General features: G+C 70.9%; 15 protein-coding genes. 9 read left to right on the top strand and 6 right to left on the bottom strand.

The window, feature by feature from the left end; genetic code table 11:
- Nucleotides 1-65: 65 nt before the first annotated feature.
- Nucleotides 66-1,028: a chitinase gene (locus tag ACU6XJ_RS06185; RefSeq protein ID WP_476307532.1), complete on the bottom strand. Its 963-nt coding sequence runs from the start codon at nt 1,026-1,028 to the stop codon at nt 66-68.
- 125 nt (nt 1,029-1,153) lie between these two features.
- On the opposite strand from ACU6XJ_RS06185, the gene ACU6XJ_RS06180 reads away from it, so the two are divergent.
- From ACU6XJ_RS06180 to ACU6XJ_RS06165, 4 genes are all read left to right on the top strand, one after another.
- Nucleotides 1,154-4,378, top strand: a complete 3,225-nt coding sequence (locus ACU6XJ_RS06180) for an ATP-dependent helicase (protein ID WP_476307530.1) — start codon at nt 1,154-1,156, stop codon at nt 4,376-4,378.
- A 278-nt stretch (nt 4,379-4,656) separates the two neighbouring features.
- Nucleotides 4,657-5,091 (top strand): hypothetical protein, encoded by a 435-nt coding sequence (locus tag ACU6XJ_RS06175; RefSeq protein ID WP_476307528.1) that lies wholly within the window; start codon nt 4,657-4,659, stop codon nt 5,089-5,091.
- A gap of 161 nt (nt 5,092-5,252) precedes the next feature.
- Nucleotides 5,253-8,561, top strand: a complete 3,309-nt coding sequence (locus ACU6XJ_RS06170; protein ID WP_476307526.1) for an ATP-dependent helicase — start codon at nt 5,253-5,255, stop codon at nt 8,559-8,561.
- 138 nt (nt 8,562-8,699) lie between these two features.
- Complete coding sequence (locus ACU6XJ_RS06165) at nt 8,700-9,182, top strand: hypothetical protein (protein WP_476307524.1); 483 nt, start codon at nt 8,700-8,702, stop codon at nt 9,180-9,182.
- On the opposite strand, the gene ACU6XJ_RS06160 is transcribed toward ACU6XJ_RS06165, so the two are convergent.
- Together ACU6XJ_RS06160 and ACU6XJ_RS06155 are read right to left on the bottom strand one after the other, a co-directional pair.
- The gene (locus ACU6XJ_RS06160) at nt 9,179-9,628 is read right to left on the bottom strand and encodes a hypothetical protein (RefSeq protein ID WP_476307523.1); all 450 of its coding nucleotides are present in this window, start codon (nt 9,626-9,628) and stop codon (nt 9,179-9,181) included. The genes ACU6XJ_RS06165 and ACU6XJ_RS06160 overlap by 4 nt on opposite strands.
- Before the next feature lie 163 nt (nt 9,629-9,791).
- A complete protein-coding gene (locus tag ACU6XJ_RS06155) occupies nt 9,792-10,175 on the bottom strand; it encodes a DoxX family protein (protein WP_476307522.1) in 384 nt (127 codons plus the stop codon).
- Nucleotides 10,176-10,319: 144 nt separating this feature from the next.
- On the opposite strand from ACU6XJ_RS06155, the gene ACU6XJ_RS06150 reads away from it, so the two are divergent.
- On the top strand, nt 10,320-11,324 hold the full coding sequence (locus ACU6XJ_RS06150; protein ID WP_476313814.1) for a potassium channel family protein: 1,005 nt from the start codon (nt 10,320-10,322) through the stop codon (nt 11,322-11,324).
- Nucleotides 11,325-11,349: 25 nt separating this feature from the next.
- On the opposite strand, the gene ACU6XJ_RS06145 is transcribed toward ACU6XJ_RS06150, so the two are convergent.
- Nucleotides 11,350-12,654 (bottom strand): HAMP domain-containing sensor histidine kinase, encoded by a 1,305-nt coding sequence (locus tag ACU6XJ_RS06145; RefSeq protein ID WP_476307519.1) that lies wholly within the window; start codon nt 12,652-12,654, stop codon nt 11,350-11,352.
- Nucleotides 12,651-13,325 (bottom strand): response regulator transcription factor, encoded by a 675-nt coding sequence (locus ACU6XJ_RS06140; RefSeq protein WP_476307517.1) that lies wholly within the window; start codon nt 13,323-13,325, stop codon nt 12,651-12,653. The genes ACU6XJ_RS06145 and ACU6XJ_RS06140 overlap by 4 nt, the downstream gene beginning before the upstream one ends.
- 119 nt (nt 13,326-13,444) lie before the next feature.
- On the opposite strand from ACU6XJ_RS06140, the gene ACU6XJ_RS06135 reads away from it, so the two are divergent.
- Both ACU6XJ_RS06135 and ACU6XJ_RS06130 read left to right on the top strand, forming a co-directional pair.
- Complete coding sequence (locus tag ACU6XJ_RS06135) at nt 13,445-14,092, top strand: hypothetical protein (protein WP_476307516.1); 648 nt, start codon at nt 13,445-13,447, stop codon at nt 14,090-14,092.
- 53 nt (nt 14,093-14,145) lie between these two features.
- A complete protein-coding gene (locus tag ACU6XJ_RS06130) occupies nt 14,146-14,577 on the top strand; it encodes a hypothetical protein (protein ID WP_476307515.1) in 432 nt (143 codons plus the stop codon).
- Here ACU6XJ_RS06130 and ACU6XJ_RS06125 read toward each other — a convergent pair.
- Nucleotides 14,574-15,632, bottom strand: a complete 1,059-nt coding sequence (locus ACU6XJ_RS06125; RefSeq protein WP_476307513.1) for a neutral zinc metallopeptidase — start codon at nt 15,630-15,632, stop codon at nt 14,574-14,576. The two genes, ACU6XJ_RS06130 and ACU6XJ_RS06125, sit on opposite strands and share 4 nt — an antisense overlap.
- Nucleotides 15,633-15,697: 65 nt before the next feature.
- Between ACU6XJ_RS06125 and ACU6XJ_RS06120 the strand changes: the two genes are divergently transcribed.
- Together ACU6XJ_RS06120 and ACU6XJ_RS06115 are read left to right on the top strand one after the other, a co-directional pair.
- Nucleotides 15,698-15,904: a hypothetical protein gene (locus ACU6XJ_RS06120; protein WP_476307511.1), complete on the top strand. Its 207-nt coding sequence runs from the start codon at nt 15,698-15,700 to the stop codon at nt 15,902-15,904.
- Between the two features lie 57 nt (nt 15,905-15,961).
- On the top strand, nt 15,962-17,638 hold the full coding sequence (locus ACU6XJ_RS06115; RefSeq protein WP_476307508.1) for a DUF2207 domain-containing protein: 1,677 nt from the start codon (nt 15,962-15,964) through the stop codon (nt 17,636-17,638).
- The last annotated feature ends 98 nt before the right edge of the window (nt 17,639-17,736 follow it).

The following is a 17,736-nucleotide window of genomic DNA, read 5'->3' as shown; positions in this document are numbered from 1 at the left end:
GGTCTGCCCTCGCGATCGGTGCTGGCCAGCGTCCCCGGCCGTTCGGGCCGGGGACGCTGTGTGTCTCAGCCGGTGTACTTGGCGATGATCTTGGTGAACTCCCAGGGCTGCTGGGGAACGCCGCTGCACGATTCGCCGGGGTTGCCGCCGCCACCGCAGGGACGGTCGCGGTTGAGGGCCCAGTAGGTGAAGCGGCCAAGGTGGTTGCGCTGGGCGTAGGCCAGCATCGTGTTGAAGTGGGCCTGCGTGATCGTCTCGCCGACGTCGGTCTTGCCGTTCATCGAGGAGATGCCGACCTTGCGGTAGGCATCGGCGTCGGAGAGCTTGAACGCGGTCTTGACCTGGTTCTTCAGGCCTTCGGTCGCGTTGATCGTCTCCTGGCCCATGTCCGCGCCGCCGTTGAAGTTGAACGGCATGCTGGTCCAGATGTCGACCTTGGCGTCCAACTCGGCGCCCCGCTTGATCAGCCGCTGACCCCAGAAGTTCGGGCCGTTGGCCAGAATCGGCATGGTGATCACCGTGGTCACGCCGGGGTTGCGCTCCTTGACGATCTTCAGCGCGCTCAGCACCCGGTCCTGCACGGCCTCGGTCTCGAACTCCTTGGCCTCGATGTCGATGTCCAGCGCGGTGAGCCGGTAGGCGTCGATCACCTTCTGGTAGGCGCCCGCCAGCGATTGCGCGTCCGGGCAGAACTCGCCAAGCTTCTTGCCCGCCCAGCCGCCCACGGAGATGATCACATCGCCGCCCGCGGCCCGGATCTGGTTGATCTTCGTGGCGTCGTTGCCGTTGAGCGGCCGCTGACCGTCCCATGCGGGGTTGCAGCCGCCGTCGGACAGGATGAACGCCAGCGTGAAGGCCTTGATGCCGGTGTCCCGCATGACCTGCACCGGATCGGGCGGGCTGCCCCAGCCGAAGTACAGGTAGGGCGACGCGGTCGCGGGCGCCGCCGCCGGAGCCGAGGCCGCCGCGGCGGGCGCCAGCAGGGCGGCCGCGCTGAGCAAAGCAAGCAGTGGTTTAAGAAGTTTCACTTTTCCTCCACGGGGAGCAGGGGTTTCCCAGGAGCAAGGCCCCACGGTGGACTAGACCAATCTGGGTGTCAAGAGTTCGGTGGGTGCTGTCCGGAAATGTCGGCGCCTCGTGGTTCCATCGGAGGGTGCCACCTCTGCGCTCAGCCCCCGCCCCGGCGCCGCTGCTGGTCCGGCGGAAGGTCACCGAGCAGCCGCGGCCCCGCTGGTGCGAAGCGGGACGCGCGGCCCTGGCGCATGAGGAAGGCCTGCTCCGCGTGCTCGGCGGCCCCGGCACCGGCAAGACGACGCTGCTCGCCGAACTCGCCGCCGACCGCATCCTGCACCGCGGCGCCGACCCGGAGAGCGTGTTGATCCTGACCGCCAACCGGCGCGCCGCGATCTCACTGCGCCACCGCATCACTGCCCTGCTGACCAGGCCGGACAGCACAACCAGCGAGCTGGCGACGGTGCGCGAACCGCTGGTGCGCACCGTGCACTCCTACGCGTTCGCGGTGCTGCGCCTGCGTTCCTCGCTGGCAGGCGAACCGCCGCCCCGGCTGCTGGCCGGTGCCGAACAGGACGCGGTCGTCCGCGAGATGCTGCTCGACCACCTCCAGGAGGGCGTCGACTACTGGCCGGAACGCCTGCGGCCCGCGTTGTCGCTGCCCGCCTTCGCCGAGGAGCTCCGCAACCTGCTCATGCGCGCGGCCGAACGCGGTCTCGGTCCGGAGCACCTGATCGCGTTGGGCCACAAATACGGTCGCGACGAATGGGTCGCCGCGGGCCGGTTCTTCGCCGAGTACGAGGAGGTCAACCAGCTCCGCGGCTCGGTGGGCGGCGAGGCCCCGCAGGCCTCCGCCCCCGCCTTGGACGCCGCCGAGCTTGTCGCCGAGGCGCTGGGTTCCTTCGACGACGACGAGGCGCTGCTGCGCGCCGAACAGGACCGGGTCCGCTACCTGCTCGTCGACGACGCCCAGCACCTCGACCCGCAGCAGTTCGAGCTGATCACGCTGATCGGCGACGGCGCGACCGAGTTCGTGGTGGCGGGCGACCCCGACCAGACGGTGTTCTCCTTCCGCGGCGCCGACCCGCGCGCCCTCGCCGACGTCGACCCCGACGGCGACCACACCGTTGTGCTGCACACCGATCACCGCATGCGTCCCGCCGTGCGCGCCGCTGTTCAGCGGCTCGCGGCCCGCCTCCCAGGCAGCGGACCGCAGCGTGTGCTGCGCGCACCGGTGGAGAAGGAGACCGAGCAGGGCAGGCTGGCGGTCCGGCTGTTCGCCTCCGAGGCGCAGGAGGCGTCCTGGGTCGCCGACCAGCTTCGCCGCGCGCACCTGATGGACGAGGTGCCGTGGTCGGAGATGGCGGTGATCGTGCGCTCGCCCGCCCGCATGCTCAGCGTGCTGCGCCGTGCCCTGCTCGCCGCCGGCGTCCCCGTCGCGATGCCCGTGACCGAACTGCCGTTGGCACAGCTCAGCGCCGTCTGGCCGTTCCTGGTGCTGCTGCGCGTCGCGGCGACGCCGGACACCCTCGACGAGGAGACCGCCATCGCCCTGCTGTCCAGCCCGCTGGGCGGCGGCGACGCGCTCTCCCTGCGCAGACTCCGCCGCGACCTGCGGCGGCTGGTGCTGGCCGCGGGGGAGGACCGCCCCAGCGGTGAGCTGCTGGTCGAGGTGCTGCTCGACGCCGACCGGCTGGCCGCCCTGGACGACGCGGCAGCCCCGGTGCGCCGCGTCGGCGGCCTGATCACCACCGCGAGGCAGGCCATCGAATCGGGCGCCGGTGTCGAGCAGGTGCTGTGGGAGGTGTGGCAGGCCAGCGGCCTCGAGCAGCGCTGGAGCACCCAGGCGAGCCGCGGCGGCACCCCTGGCGTGCAGGCCGACCGCGACCTGGATGCCGTGGTGGCGTTGTTCGACGCGGCAGCCCGCTACGCCGACCGCCTGCCCGGCGCTGGCGTCGACGGCTTCTCCGACTACCTGAGCTCCCAGCAGATCGCGGGCGACTCGTTGGCCCCCACCGCGCCGCAGACCGAATCGGTGGCGGTGCTCTCCGCACACGCCGCCGCCGGTCGCGAGTGGACGGTCGTCGCGGTGCCCGGCGTGCAGGAAGGCTCCTGGCCGGACCTGCGCCTTCGCGGCACACTGCTCGGCGTCGAGCGCCTGATCGACCTGGTGTCCGGGGTGGAACCCGACACGGTGTCGGCCACCGCGCCGCTGCTGGCCGAGGAACGCCGCCTGCTCATGGTGGCCGCGGGCCGGGCCCGGCACACACTGCTGGTCAGCGCGGTGCGTGGCGAGGAGGAACAGCCCTCCCGCTTCCTGGATGAACTGGACGAGGTGGCCGCCGACCCCGACGTGCCGCGGCAGATCACCAAACCACCCCGCGGCTTGGTCCTGTCCGAACTGGTCGGCGAACTGCGCAGGGCGGTCTGCGACCCCCGCGCCACCCCCGACAGCCGCACCCGCGCCGCCAACCAACTCGCCAGGCTGGCCGAGGCGGGCATACCCGGCGCGCACCCGGACGCCTGGTACGGCCTCCGCGACTGCTCCACCAACGATCCACTATGGACAGAGGGTCGCCAGGTCACCGTCTCACCGTCCACAGTGGAAACTCTGGCCACCTGCCCACTGCGCTGGCTGATCCAACGCCACGGCGGCGACGAGGCCGCCAGCCTGCCCTCCGTCGCGGGCATCCTGGTGCACGCGTTGGTGCAGGCCCACGCCATGGGCGCTGACGACGCCGCACTGCGTCAGAAGCTCGACGAGGCCTGGGCCACCATCGACGCGGGCGCCCCCTGGTTCTCCCGCCGCGAACGCCAACGCCTCGAGCGCATGCTGGCCACCTTCCGCACCTGGCTGACGCACAGCCGCGCCGAGCTGACCCAGGTCGCGGTCGAACAGGACCTCACCGTCACGGTCCCCACCGAAGCCCCCGACCAGCGCCCATGGCTGCGCCTGCGCGGCCGGGTCGACCGCCTGGAGTCCGACGCCCAGGGCAGGCCGGTGGTGATCGACGTCAAGACCGGAAAGAACGCCCCAACCAAGGAGGCCGCCGCCGAACACCCCCAGCTGGCCGTGTACCAGCTGGCCGCCGCCCTGGGCGCGTTCACCAGCCTCGGCCTGAGCTCCGAACCGGGCGGCGCACGCCTGCTCTACGTAGCCAAGGAAAACGCCAAAACCGGCGCCGCCGAGCTGGGCCAACCCGCCTTGGACCCCGAACAGGTCACCCGCTGGCTGGAAACCGTCGCCGAGGCCGCCGCCGCCAGCGCGGGCCCCACCTACCGAGCCACCGAGAACGGCGACTGCGACCGCTGCCCCGCCCGCACCACCTGCCCCATCCACGGCTCCGGCCGCCAGGTCTGCGAATAAATGATTGCGCAATTTGAGTACTAGGAAATGGCATTAATGTTACGGTGGGATGTTGGAATGATGGAGTTAGGGCGACTGCATAACGAAGAGTAGTTCCTTGATTACGGGGGCGCTCCGGTGCGGCAACGAAAGCGGTTTCCCGGGGTTCAAACTTTGAAAGAGCTGTCAGTCTTCTTGTTCTGCGAGTGAATGAGGGGATTGGGAGTAGCGTGACTACACGTCAGAACAATAGGAATTCGATCAATTCCGCGAAGACCGGTGGGGGCGCCGGTTCCGCATTGATCATCGGAGCGGTCACGGGTCTGCTCGCGGTGGGCATGATCGCGGGCTGCGGCACCGCGAAACAGGCCACACCCGCCACCAGCACCTATCTGACCAGCAGCTCGACCACCACTCCGTGGTCGAGCACGACAACCACCACGACGACAACGACCGTCCCGCCGGTGGAACCGGCGGTGCCCGCGGCGCCCGCGACGAAGGTCCAGCCGTACGTGCCGAAGCCCGCCGCGCCACCACCGCCACCGCGGACGACCGCACCCAAGCCCGTCGCGCCCGCCCCGAGTAAATGCGATCCGTCGTATCCGACGATGTGCATTTCCCCGAATTCGCCGGACCTGGACTGCCCGGATATCTCCGCGCGCAGATTCCCGGTGCGGGCGCCGGATCGGCACCGATTCGACGCCGACAAGGACGGGATCGGCTGCGAGAGCTGATCACGCGAGCCATATTCGAATCGAGGGGTGGGATTTTGGCGAGGACCGCTGTCCCGAGCGCCGCTGCGGGGCGGTTGGGGAGCGGTTCTCGCCAAAATCGCGTGGAGGGCTTCCGGCGGGGCGGCTGCTGCGTTCGGTGGTAGCGGTTCTACGGTTGGGGTGTGCCGGAACTGGTCACGCCGATCACGCTGGCGGCGGCCCTCGGTCTGCATCCACCCACCGAGGAGCAGGCCGCCGTCATCGCCGCACCCGCGGAACCGGCCCTGGTGGTCGCGGGCGCGGGCGCGGGCAAGACGGAGACCATGGCGGCCCGCGTGGTGTGGCTGGTGGCCAACGGGCTGGTCACGCCGGAACGGGTGCTCGGCCTGACCTTCACCCGTAAGGCCGCCGGGCAGCTTGCCGACCGGGTGCGGGCGCGGCTGCGCAGGCTGGCCGGGTCGCCGATCCTGGACCGGCTGGACCCCTCCGGCGAGCGCAAGGCGGCGCTGCTCACCGGCGAACCCACGGTGCTGACCTACCACGCCTACGCCGGGCGGCTGGTCAGCGAGCACGGCCTGCGGCTGCCGGTGGAGCCCGGCGCCCGGCTGCTCACCCAGACCGCCGCCTGGCAGCTTGCCCACCGGGTGGTCAGCAGCTGGACCGAGGATCTGGACACCGACCGGGTGCCCACCACCGTCACCGCCTACCTGCTGTCGCTGGCGGGCGAACTCGCCGAGCACCTGGTGCGTCCCGAGCAACTCACCCAGCATGCCGCGCGTTTCGAGACGTTGATCGAGAGCGCGCCGCGCGCCAAGGGGCAGCGGGCCAACCTTCCCGTGAAGCTGCGGGAGATGATCGCCGCGCAACAGCTTCGGGTGGCGCTGCTGCCGCTGCTGGCGGCCTATGAGCAACGCAAACGCGCCGAGGGCGCGATGGACTTCGCCGACCAGATGGCGTTGGCCGCCAGGCTGGCCAGTGACCATCCCGAGGTCGCCGATCTGGAGCGCGGCCGCTACGGGGCGGTGCTGCTGGACGAATACCAGGACACCGGGCACGCGCAGCGGGTGTTGCTGCGTTCGCTGTTCGGCCAGGTCACCGACACGACCGCGCCGCTGCCGGTGACCTCCGTCGGCGATCCCGCTCAGGCCATCTACGGCTGGCGCGGGGCCAGCGCGGCGAACCTGCCCCGCTTCACCACCGACTTCCCTCGGCTGGAGGACTACGGCAGGCGGCCCGCGCGGCGGTACGCGCTGCTGACCAGCTTCCGCAACCCCGCCGAGGTGCTGTCGCTGGCCAACACCGTGTCCGCCCCGCTGCGTGCCAAGGGCATCGACGTGGACGAACTGCGGGCCCGCGACGACGCGCCGAAGGGCGATGTGGTGGCGGCGCTGCTGCCCGACGTCCGAGCCGAGGTCGCCTGGGTCGCCGACCAGGTGGCCGCGCGCTGGGAGCACGCGGTCGACCAGACCGGCACGCCGCCCACCGCCGCGGTGCTGGTGCGGCGCCGGGCGGATATGGCCGCGCTGGCCGCCGAACTGCGCGCCCGCGGGCTGCCGGTGGAGGTCGTCGGCCTCGGCGGACTGCTGGACGAGCCGGAGGTGCGCGATTTGGCCAGCGCGCTGCGGGTGCTGGTGGACCCGATGGCGGGCACCGCCGCCGCGCGGCTGCTCACCGGGTCGCGGTGGCGGCTGGGCGCGGCGGACCTGGTCGCGCTGTGGCGGCGGGCCCGCGAACTCGTCGCCGGGGAAGTCCGCAATGGACAGTCCGAGGACCCGCTCGCTGTGCTCACCGACGCGCTGCCCGGCGAACACGCCGAACAGGCCGGGCTGGTGGACGCGGTGGACGACCCCGGCGATCCCGAGCAGTACTCGGCGGAGGGCTACCGGCGGCTGCGCAGGCTGGGCGGGGAACTGGCCGCGCTGCGCAGGCGCTTGGACCAGCCGCTGCCGGAACTGGTCGCCGACGTCGAGCGGACGCTACTGCTGGACATCGAGTCACTGGCCAGGCCCGCCTCGGTCGGCCGGGTGCACCTGGACGCCTTCGCGGGCGTGGTCGCCGACTTCGCCGCGGCCAGCCCGTCCGCCTCGCTCGCCTCGCTGCTGGACTACCTGACCGCCGCCGAGGTCGCCGAGGACGGGCTGGAACCCGGCGAGGTGGAGGTCGCCGACGACCGGGTGCAGATCCTCACCGTGCACTCCGCCAAGGGCCTGGAGTGGGAGGTCGTCGCGGTGCCGCACCTGGTGCACGACGTCTTCCCGGCCCGCCGCAAATCCTCGTCCTGGCTGCGCAACGTCACCGAACTGCCCGCCTCGCTGCGCGGCGACTCCGCCGACCTGCCGGTGCTGAACCTGGAGGGCTGCGCCGACCGCAAGGAGGTCGAGGAAGCGCTGGCGCTGCACGGCGAGGAGTTCGAGGAACGCAGGCTCATCGAGGAGCGCAGGCTGTTCTACGTCGCCGTGACCAGGGCCGAGCACAGCCTGCTGCTGTCCGGACACTGGTGGGGCGAGAACGGCGCCAAACCCAAGGGGCCGTCGGAGTTCCTCACCGAGGTCCACCAGGCGCTGGCGGCGGACGGCTCCATCGGCATCGTGCCGGAGTGGGCGCCCCGCCCCGGCGAGGACGACACCAATCCGATGGCCGAACACACCAGGCAGGCCGACTGGCCGACCGATCCGCTCGGGAACCGCCGGGACGCGGTGCGCGAGGGCGCCGACCTGGTGGTGGCCAAGCTGGCGGAGCTGCGGGAGTCCTCTTCGGACGAACTGCCGCTGTTCGACGTGGCCACCGAAGAACACTCCGAAGCCGACGACCCGGAGGGCTGGGCGCGGGATGTGGACGTGCTGCTCGCCGAGCGGGCAGCCGCGGCGGGCAGGCGCGAATCGGTCGAATTGCCCGCCCAGCTCTCGGTGAGCCAGCTTGTCGAGTTGGCTTCCGACCCGGAAGCCCTGGCCCGGCGGCTGCGGCGACCGCTGCCGTTCCCGCCCAACCCGATGGCCCGCCGCGGCACGGCGTTCCACGCCTGGTTGGAGCAGCGTTTCGGCGCGACGCGGCTGCTGGACATCGACGAGCTGCCCGGCGCGGCGGATCATGGCGCCGCGCCCGACGCGCAGTTGGACCGGCTGCAGAAGGCCTTTTTGGACAGTGACTGGGCCGCCCGCCAGCCCGCCGAGGTCGAGGTGCCGTTCGAGACCGAGGTGGACGGGATCGCGGTGCGCGGCCGGATGGACGCGGTGTTCGCCGACCCCGACGGCGGCTGGACCGTGGTGGACTGGAAGACCGGCTCGGTGCCCGATGAGGACCGGCTGCCCGCCGTCGCCGTCCAGCTGGCCGCCTACCGGCTGGCCTGGGCCGCGTTGCAGCGCATTCCGCTGGAGGACGTTCACGCGGCTTTCCACTACGTGCTGCCGAATGTGACCCTGCGGCCTGCCGATCTGCTTGACGCACAAGGACTTCGACGCTTGATCCGCTCCGTCCCACGCATCGACGCCTGAACAATTAAACAGATTTCCAGTCGAATGCATCAATGAAACGGGCGATTATCGGACAGTAAAGGAATCTTAACGCTGTGTGACATCGACGTGACCGAAGCACGACGGCAATGAGACCGGGTCGGCGGACAGTCGATGGACATGGAGTGGATCAAGCTGACGCTGCCCACCTCGTGGCTGCGTGACACCGATGTGATGCCTCAACGTTGTTCCTGGCACGGCGAGCCCGCGGTCAAGATGGTCAGCTTGCCGCTGCGCACCACAGGCCCCCGCGGAGCCGTCGAAGGGCAGTCGGTCTCCTGGCCGCTGTGCCCCGAGTGCATCCGGGTCCGTCGATCGTGGCGGAGAACGGCCCTGGTGTTGTTCTCGATCGGGCTGGCGGAGTTCGCCATCTCGGCACCGCTGGAGTTCTTCGTGCACGGCAAGCTCGCCTCGGTGCTGCTCGCCGTGATGGCTCTCGGCCTGATCTCGATGTACTTCTCCACACTCCCGCTGTGCCTGGGCAGCGTGGAGAACATCACCGGCACCACGGCGTCGGAAGACGGTTCGGAGATCGTGGTCTCACCGGTGCATCCCCGGTTCGCCCGCGAGATCAGGCGGCTGCAACGCCGGAAACAGGACTAGCCCGCGGCGGGCGCGGGGGCGGCCAGCCGTTCCAGCGCCCGCTCGTAGAGCAGTTCCTTGAGCCAGCGTCCGAACAGCGAGGTGCCGAACTCCACCGAGCGGTCCTCCGGCGCGATCACCACGGTCGACTCGCCGCCGTCGTCGCCGACCACGCCGACGCCGTAGTAGTCCAGTTCGATCAGCGGCCACGGGTTGGTGGCCTGGCTCGCGGGCAGCAGCACCGCGCAGGGCGCCAGCGTCATCAGCGTCCCGCAGGAGGTCAGGGCCTGTTCCAGCCGGGCCTCGGCGACGATCGTGCCGACCAGTTCCACCGCGGCCACCGGCAGGCTGTCGTGGAGGTCGGGCTCGAACCACGAGCGGAAAAAGCACGGGTCCGACTCCGGTGGCCAGCCGTTGGTCTTGCGCCAGGCATGCACGCCATGCAGCAGGCGCACCACGACGGACACCTGCTGTCCTAGTACCGCAACGTCCGGGATTACCAGACCTCGCCAGCCGAGCGCATTTGTCGCGCGCTGGAGGGAAAGCACCCGAAGATCCTAGATTCCTTATGTGATGGTTGGTCTAGCCCTCAAACGGATGAGGCATTTCAATCACAGCGAGATGTATGTCTCACTTGTTCGCAGGGCGACGCACGACGCGTGCCACCCGCAGCGCCCAGACGATCAGCGGGACCTGCAGCGGAAGCCTGCCGAAAGCGATCAACCGCAGGCCAAGGGGCTTGCGACGCCAGTCCCAGGCCATTTTGATATTCGCCGGGAATACCCCGATGAAAAGCAGCGCTGCGGCCAGCGCGCCGATTCTGCGGGTCTTGGGCACGGCCACCGCGGCCGCACATCCGAGTTCGGCGACGCCCGAAATATAGGTCCATGATCTTGGACTGCCGGGCAGCGATTTCGGAACGATCGCGTCGTATGGCTTGGGCGTGGTGAAGTGCAGGGCGGCCGCGCCCGCGAGCAGCCCCGCCAGCGCCAATGCAGAACTCTTGCGTTCCATAGCGGAACTCTCGCAGAGTTCCGCCCTTCGGTCGAGATCGAAGGGCGCCGCACCGGCACCAGCGGGCCTGTGCGGCTAGTCTCACCGCCCGTGAGTGATCGGTTGACCGACCGGCCGGACCACACGCTGGTCGGCGTGATTCGAATGCCGGAGATCGGCGTCGGTCCGGTGCAGTCCATCGCGCGCCGGGTGATCGGCGCGTTCACCGCGCTCGTGGTGACGGTGTTGATCGTCTACCTCGACCGCGACGGCTACCGCGACGTCAACGAGGACGGGCTGTCCCTGCTGGACGCCGTTTACTACTCGACCGTGTCGCTATCCACCACCGGCTACGGCGACATCACCCCGGTTTCGCCGACCGCCCGGCTGGTGAACGTGCTGGTGATCACGCCGCTGCGGGTGCTGTTTCTGATCGTGCTGGTCGGCACGACGCTTGAGGTTCTGACCGAGCGCTCTCGGCAGGCACTGCGAATTCAACGGTGGAGGCGGAGAGTGCGCAATCACGTGGTGGTCGTCGGCTACGGCACCAAAGGCCGGTCCGCGGTCAGTTCGCTGCTGGGGGAGGGTGTGCAGGCCAGCGACATCGTGGTGGTCGACACCGACCAGGCCGCGCTGCACTCGGCGTCCTCGCTGGGCCTTGTCACCGTGACCGGCTCCGGCACCAGGGCGGATGTGCTGCGGGTTGCGGGGGTGCCGCTGGCCCGCTCGATCGTGGTGGCGCCCGCCCGCGACGACACCGCGGTGCTGGTCACCCTGACCGCCCGCGAGCTTGCCCCCGACGCCCAGATCGTGGCGGCGGTCCGCGAGGCGGAGAACCTGCACCTGCTGCGCCAGTCCGGCGCCAACTCGGTGGTCGTGTCCAGCGAGACCGCGGGCCGCCTGCTCGGTATGGCCACGTCCAAGCCCTCGATCGTGGAGATGATGGAGGACCTGCTCACCCCGGAGTCGGGCCTGGCCATCGCCGAACGGGAGATCGAGCGCTCCGAGGTCGGCGGCTCACCCCGCCACCTCTCCGACATCGTCCTCGGCGTGGTCCGCAACGGAAAGCTCTACCGCGTGGACGCCCCCGAGGCCGACGCCATCGAGGAAGGCGACCGCCTCCTCTACATCCGCAAGGTCACCCCCGCCGCCGAACCTCAGCGCTCATGACCCCTCCAGTCCCGGACTTAGGGCACTAAGTCGAACTTTGGACACCGAGACCGGGGAGACGGAGTACGAAGCGGGCGCCGGTGTTCGCGGGTGCAGCGGCGCAGGTGAGGGTTCCGCCGTGTGCGTGGGCGATGCCGCGGGCGATGGCCAGGCCGAGGCCCGCTCCGCCGGAGTCGCGGTCGCGGGCGTCTTGGAGGCGCACCAGGCGGTCGAAGATGCGCTCGCGGTCCTCCGGAAGCACGCCAGGCCCCTGGTCGGTGACGGTCAGGTCGGCCCAGCCCGCGTAAGCGCCGACCGAGATCGCGACCTCGCCGCCGGGTGGGCTGTGGCGGCGGGCGTTGTCGAGCAGGTTGCCCAGCACCTGGCCCAAGCGCTGCCGGTCGCCGCGGACCACGGTTTCCGCGCCGTCCACCGTGAAGCGCAGTTCGGGCGCCAGCAGCCGGGAGCGCTCGGCCTCGGACACCGCGAGATCGAGCAGGTCCACGTCTTCCGGCTGGAGGTCGAGGCCCGCGTCGATGCGCGCCAGCGCGAGCAGGTCCTCCACCAGTCTGCCCGCGCGCCGGGTCTCCTGGACGGCGAGCACCAGCAGGTCCTCGCGGTCCGAGGCGGGCAACTGCAACGCGGTCTCCACCGCCGCCGCAACGCCCGCCAGCGGGGTACGCAGCTCGTGGGCGGCGTCGGCGACGAACCGTCGGGTGCGGGCCTCGGAATCCACCGCCCGCCACTCGGCGCCCTCCAGCGAGTTGAGCATCCCGTCGAAGGCCGCCGCGGCGCGGCCGAGTTCGGTGTCGGCCCGGTCGGGGTTGAGCCTGCCGCCGCGCCGCCCGCCCGCGATGGCGTTGGCCAGCGCGGTCATCGAGTCCAGCGGGCGCAGCGCCCGGCGAACGGTCAGGGTCAGCATCAGCGCGGTCACGCCCAGCGCGCCCAGCCCGACCAGCAGCAGCAGTCTGCGCAGCAGCTTCTGGGTGGCGCCGAGCGCATCGGGGTCGCCGGAGACGGTCAGCGTGGACCCGTCCGGCAGCGTCGCCGTTTTCGCCGACGGCCCCTCGGTCTCCAGCGAGCCGAACACGGAGCCGTCCGGTCGTTCCAGTCGGACGAACACCCCGCCGCGCTCCACCCGACGCACCAATTCGCGCGGCCCGGCGCCGTTCGCGGCAAGCTCCCGCGCCAGCACGATCCGCTGCTGGACGAGAAGTTGCAGGTCACGGGTGCTCTGTTTGGTGAACAACGCGTCCACGGTGAGCACCAGCAGCACCAGCACCGCCGCCATGATCGCCAGCGTCCACCAGGTGACCCGCAGTCGCAGCGATCTTGTGCGCAGCCGCGTCACGGCTCGTCCCGCAACACGTAGCCCAGCCCGCGCACCGTGTGCAGCAGTCGGGGCCCCAGCGCTTCCAGCTTGCGGCGCAGCGCGCTGACGTGGACCTCCACCAGGTTCGGGTCGTAGTCGCCGTAGCCCCACACCCCGGTCAGGATCTGCGTTTTGCCGACCACCCGCCCGCGCTGCGCGGCCAGGTAGCTGAGTAGCCGCAACTCGGTGGCGGTCAGCTCCAGCCGTCTGCCGTCCCGCAGCGCCACACCGCTGTCGGCGTCCACCACCAGGTCGCCGATCTGCGTGGTCGCGGGCACCCGACCCAGCCGACGCAGAATCGCGCCGACCCTGGCCAGCAGTTCGGCCAGCACGAACGGTTTGGTCACGTAGTCGTCGGCGCCGTGCCGCAAGCCGCGCAACCGGTCCGGCACTCCGTCCCTGGCGGTCAGCATCAACACGCCCGCGTCGCTGGTACGGCGGATCACCTCCAGCAACGCGAAGCCGTCCCGGCCGGGCAGCATCACATCCAGCAGCACCAGGTCCGGCCGGAAACCCGCGAGATCGGCCTCCAGGGTGCTGCCGTCCTCGCGGCCGACGGCCCGGTGCCCGGCCTCGCCGAGTGCGGTGACCACAGCGGTGCGGATGGCCTTGGCGTCCTCGACGACCAGCACTCGGGCAGGCGCGCTCATGGCGCAATTGTGGTGCCTGCGACCTGAAGATGCGCTGAAGGTCTGCACTTCCTTCAGCCCGCGGTCAGGCTCGCGGGCCACCGTGAAGTCCGTCAGGGAATGCGACGAAAGGACATCAGGTGGACGGACGGATTCGACGCAGGCTCGCCGCGGTCGGCATCGCCGCCGCGGGCGCGGTGCTCGGCGGGCTGCTCGTCGCGGGCAGCGGGGTCGCGGCATCGGCCGATTCGGCGGACCGTTTCGGGATGGTCGCCGAACAGGGCCTGCTCGGCGACGAGGCGGTCGGCGCGGTCGACGAGGTCGCCGCGGAACACCCCCGCCGGGGACACCGTCCCGGCAGGCCGGTGAAGGACGGTGAGGCGGTGTTCGGCACGGTGCTGCGCGTCGAGCAGGACAAGCTGGTCGTGGCCGCCGACAGCGGCAGCGAGGTCACGGTCGCCACCGACAAGGACACCAAGGTCCGCGGCTCGGGCAAGGACTCGCTGGACGACCTGGCCAAGGACGACCGCGTGGTGGCGCGGGTCAGGGACGGCAAGGCCTTCGCCGTGCTGGTGCCCAAGGCGCATGTTGTGGGCACGATCACCGCGTTGGACGGCGACCGCGCCACGGTGACCGGCGCGGGCGGCCTCACCAGAACGGTGGACCTCGGCGGAGTGACGGACAAACCGGCCAAGGGCGACCACGTCGCGGTGTCCGGAAGCCCCTCCGACGGTGGTAGCACACTGCGTGCAGAGAAGGTGCGAGTACTGCCCCGTGCCGGCAAGTAGGTGAGTTCTGCCACCATCGCTCTGTGACGGTGCGGCACAGACCGGTGGGATGGGTGCTGATCTTGATCGTCGTCGGACTCTTCGGAGTCGGCACGGCAGGATCAGTGCGGCTGCTCGCACCCGGAACCGTGGGCACCGCACCGACCGCTCAGACCCCGGTGAAGACGGTGACCGCGACCGTTCGTGACTCGCGGGCCTGCGCCGACGGCCAGGCCCGCGACACCGTGGAGTTCCAACTGGACGGCAGGCCGACCACGGCCGAACTCGATGGCTGCGGCCACCGCGAGGGCACCACCCTCGACGTGGAGATCCCCGCCGCGGCCACCCCCGGGGCCCAGGTCACCGCCCGCCTCCCCGGCGCCACCCCGCCCAAGACGACGACCTGGACCGTGCAGCGCCGCCTCACCGTCGTGCTGTTGGTGCTGGCGGGTCTCGCGGGCGCGGTGTTCGCTTTCCTCATCAAGCGCCCCAAGGCGGGGTACTAGGAGACCTCGTCGGCGGGGGCCGACCAGGTGTTGCAGGCGGCGGTGGTGTTGTTGCGGTAGCCGTGCATCCACCAGGACTCGCTGTGCGCGTCGGTGCCGTGGTCCCGGGGACGGCTCGGATCGTGGTCGCCTCGGCGCTGGGTGTTGGCGGCCTCGTTGTAGGTGTTGCGGTCGATGCCGCCGCGGCCGGTGGTGGCGGCGAAGAACATGCCGGACAGGCACTGCGCCTGGAGTTCCAGCCTGCGGGAGACCTCCAGGCCCTGCTGGCTTTCCTGGCCGAGGTCGTACTGGAGGTTCCAGGAGGCCTCCATGATCCCGCTCAGCTCCTGGACGTGGTGGCCGTATTCGTGGGCGTACACCGCCAGGTACACGCCCGGCCGAGCGCCGAAGTCCTCCACCTGGAGGCCGGTGTAGGGCATGTAGAGCGTGTTGTTGCGGGAGCAGTAGAAGGCCGCGGCCTCGCCGTTGGACACGCCGCCACAGGGACTGGACCACTGGCTGCCGCTGGGGAACGCCAGCTTCGGCGGGTCGGCGGGCAGGTTCGCGCCGATCAGCGCGGCACGCCAGGACTCGTCCAGGCAGGGCAGCGCCGAGCGGAAGAACTGCTCGGCGGCCTCGGGGCTGTTGGCCCAGCGGCTGGGGGTGCAGGTCACCTGCGTCATGCCGAGACCCTGGTTGTGCAGCGGGTTGTCCGCCAGTCGCAGCACCGGCGCCGGGGACGGTCTGCCCGGTTCACGGGTCGGTGTCTGCCCGGCCGTCGTGCCGGTGGGCGTCGACGTGGTGGTGGTCGAGGTGTAGCTGGGGTAGGTCACCGTCGGAGTGGGGTTGTAGCCCTCCGCTGAAGGCCGGCTGTTGCCGCTGAGCATGCCGATCACGCCGATGGTGCCCAGGCCTCCGATGACCAGGAAGGCCAGCAGTCCCAACACGATCGGGCCCGCCACGGACTTGCGCCGCGGCGGGGGGCCGTACTGCGGCGGCACCCACGACGGCGGCATCATCCGAGGTGACGGCGGCGCGGCCATCGGCGGTGGCATCACCGGCATCGGCGGCGGCATCGCCCGCTGCTGCCACGGAGCGCCGTAGCGGGGTGGCGCGGCGGACGCCGGCGGCTGGTGACCGGGTGGGCGGTGACCCGGCGGCGGATGGTGGCCTGGCGGACCACCGGCCCTGCCGGGCGGCGGACCGGGCCGCGAACCTGGTCGCGGAGCTTGCGGGGGAGGACCGGGCGGGTAGCCGCGCGGTGCCACCGCGGGCGGCGGGAGCGGCGCCGACGGCGGCGGCATCCGATGGTGTGGCGGTGGCGGATAAGGCTGCATGCGTGCGCTGACTCCCGTGTGTCCCCGGATCGGCGGAAGCATAGTGAGACTTCGCTATTGTGCGGGCCGTGTTGAGCAAAACAGCGGCGGCGGCCTTCGCGTTGATCTTGTCCGTCCTCGCGCCATCGGCGCTCGCTCAACCACCCGTTCCGGGCGACCCCGGCCAGTTCTCCGTGGACTCCAGGCTCAAGCTGGAGCGTGACGGAAAGCTCAGCGTCACCCAGTACTTCGCGGTTCCCGCGGGCCGCACCGTCACCGGTTCGGTCCCGCTGCGCCAGTCCGCGGGCGACTACGACCGCACGTACCAGGTCGGCGACGCCACCGTGGAGGGCACCGGTTCGGTGCGCGCCACCGCCGACGAGCTCACGATCACCCTGCGGCCGGGCACCTCCGTCGTCCGCTACACCGTCGGCGGCGCGGTCGCCGACGTCGGCGGCGAGCAGGAGGTGCGCTGGTCCGTCGCGGCGGGTTGGAACTCCCGCCTGGACGTGGTCAGGGTCAGCATCCTGACCCCCAAGCCGCCCACCAGGATCACCTGCCTGGCCGGTCCGGAGGGCTCCAACGCGGGCTGCAACTCCTCCATGATCGGCGAGGGCGGCCTGCCGAGGGCCGAGCAGGACGGCCTGGCCGAGGGCGACCGGGTGGAGCTTTCGGTCGGCGTCCCCGCTGGCACCGTGCCCGCCAACGCGAGCTTCACCGAGTCCTCCGACCTGGGCCGTGCCTTCGCGCTCAACGCGGTCAGCGGCGCCGGACTGGTCGGCCTCACGGTGCTGCTGCTGGCCGGGCTCGCGCTGCTCTGGTACGCCCGCGGCCGCGACGCCAAGGCCCTGGCCACCGACGTCGGTCCGATGCAGGTGCTGGTCACCGAGCCGGGCGGCAAGGTCAGCTTCGCCTCGCCGGACGGGCTGCTGCCAGGGCAGGTCGGCACCGTGGTGGACGAGCACGTGGACGTGGTCGACGTGACCGCCACCCTGATCGACCTCGCGGTGCGCAACTACCTGTGGATCGAGGAACTGCCCGGCGACGGCGTCACCGACTGGCGCATCGTGCGCCGCAACGCACCCGACGACTCGCTGCGCCCGTATGAGCGCGCCGCCTACGACGTGCTGCTGCCCACGGGCACCGACGAGGTACTGGTGTCCGACCTGCGCGGCCGCAAGCCGGACCTCACCGCCGTGCGCGAGGCGCTCTACACCGAGGTCGTGCACAAGGAGTGGTTCGCCCGCCGACCCGACACCGAGCGCAGCCGCTGGTGGTGGCTGGGCATCGCCCTGACCATCGCGGGCGTCGTGCTCACGGTGTTGCTGACCCTGCTCGGCTCGCTGGCCCTGCTGGGCACCGCGGTGATCATCGGCGGCATCGCGCTGGCCTACGGCTCGCGCTGGATGCCCGCCAGGACCCAGCGCGGCAGCCTGCTGTTGGAGCAGGTGCGCGGACTGCGCAACTACCTGCACTCCGCCGACCCCGAGCAGCTTCCGGAGACCGACCGCGAAATGGTGTTCTCCCGCTCGCTGCCCTACGCGGTGGTGCTCGGCGAGACCGACCACTGGCTGCGAACCCATGCCCGGCTCGACCCGGAGGCCGACGGCACGCCCGGCCTGTACTGGTACAGCGACGCCGGATTGGACGGCGGGGTTGACGCCGAGAGCACCGACCTCGGCCGGTTCGCCGCGCGTTTCCCATCCTTCGTCGGAGCCATCGACGGCGTGCTCGCCCAGGCGGGACACCTCCGCGCGCTCAAGTGAACGCCCGGCAACCGGTTGCCGAACCCGACTGGGCGGATCGCCCTGGATACTTGATCTTGATATGCCGGGTGACCGGTCGGCGGTTCGTCCGATACCCG

Source organism: Actinorectispora metalli (assembly GCF_056323685.1).
The sequence above is the reverse complement of the archived record's forward strand: the minus strand, read 5'-3'. Positions and strand labels throughout refer to the sequence as shown.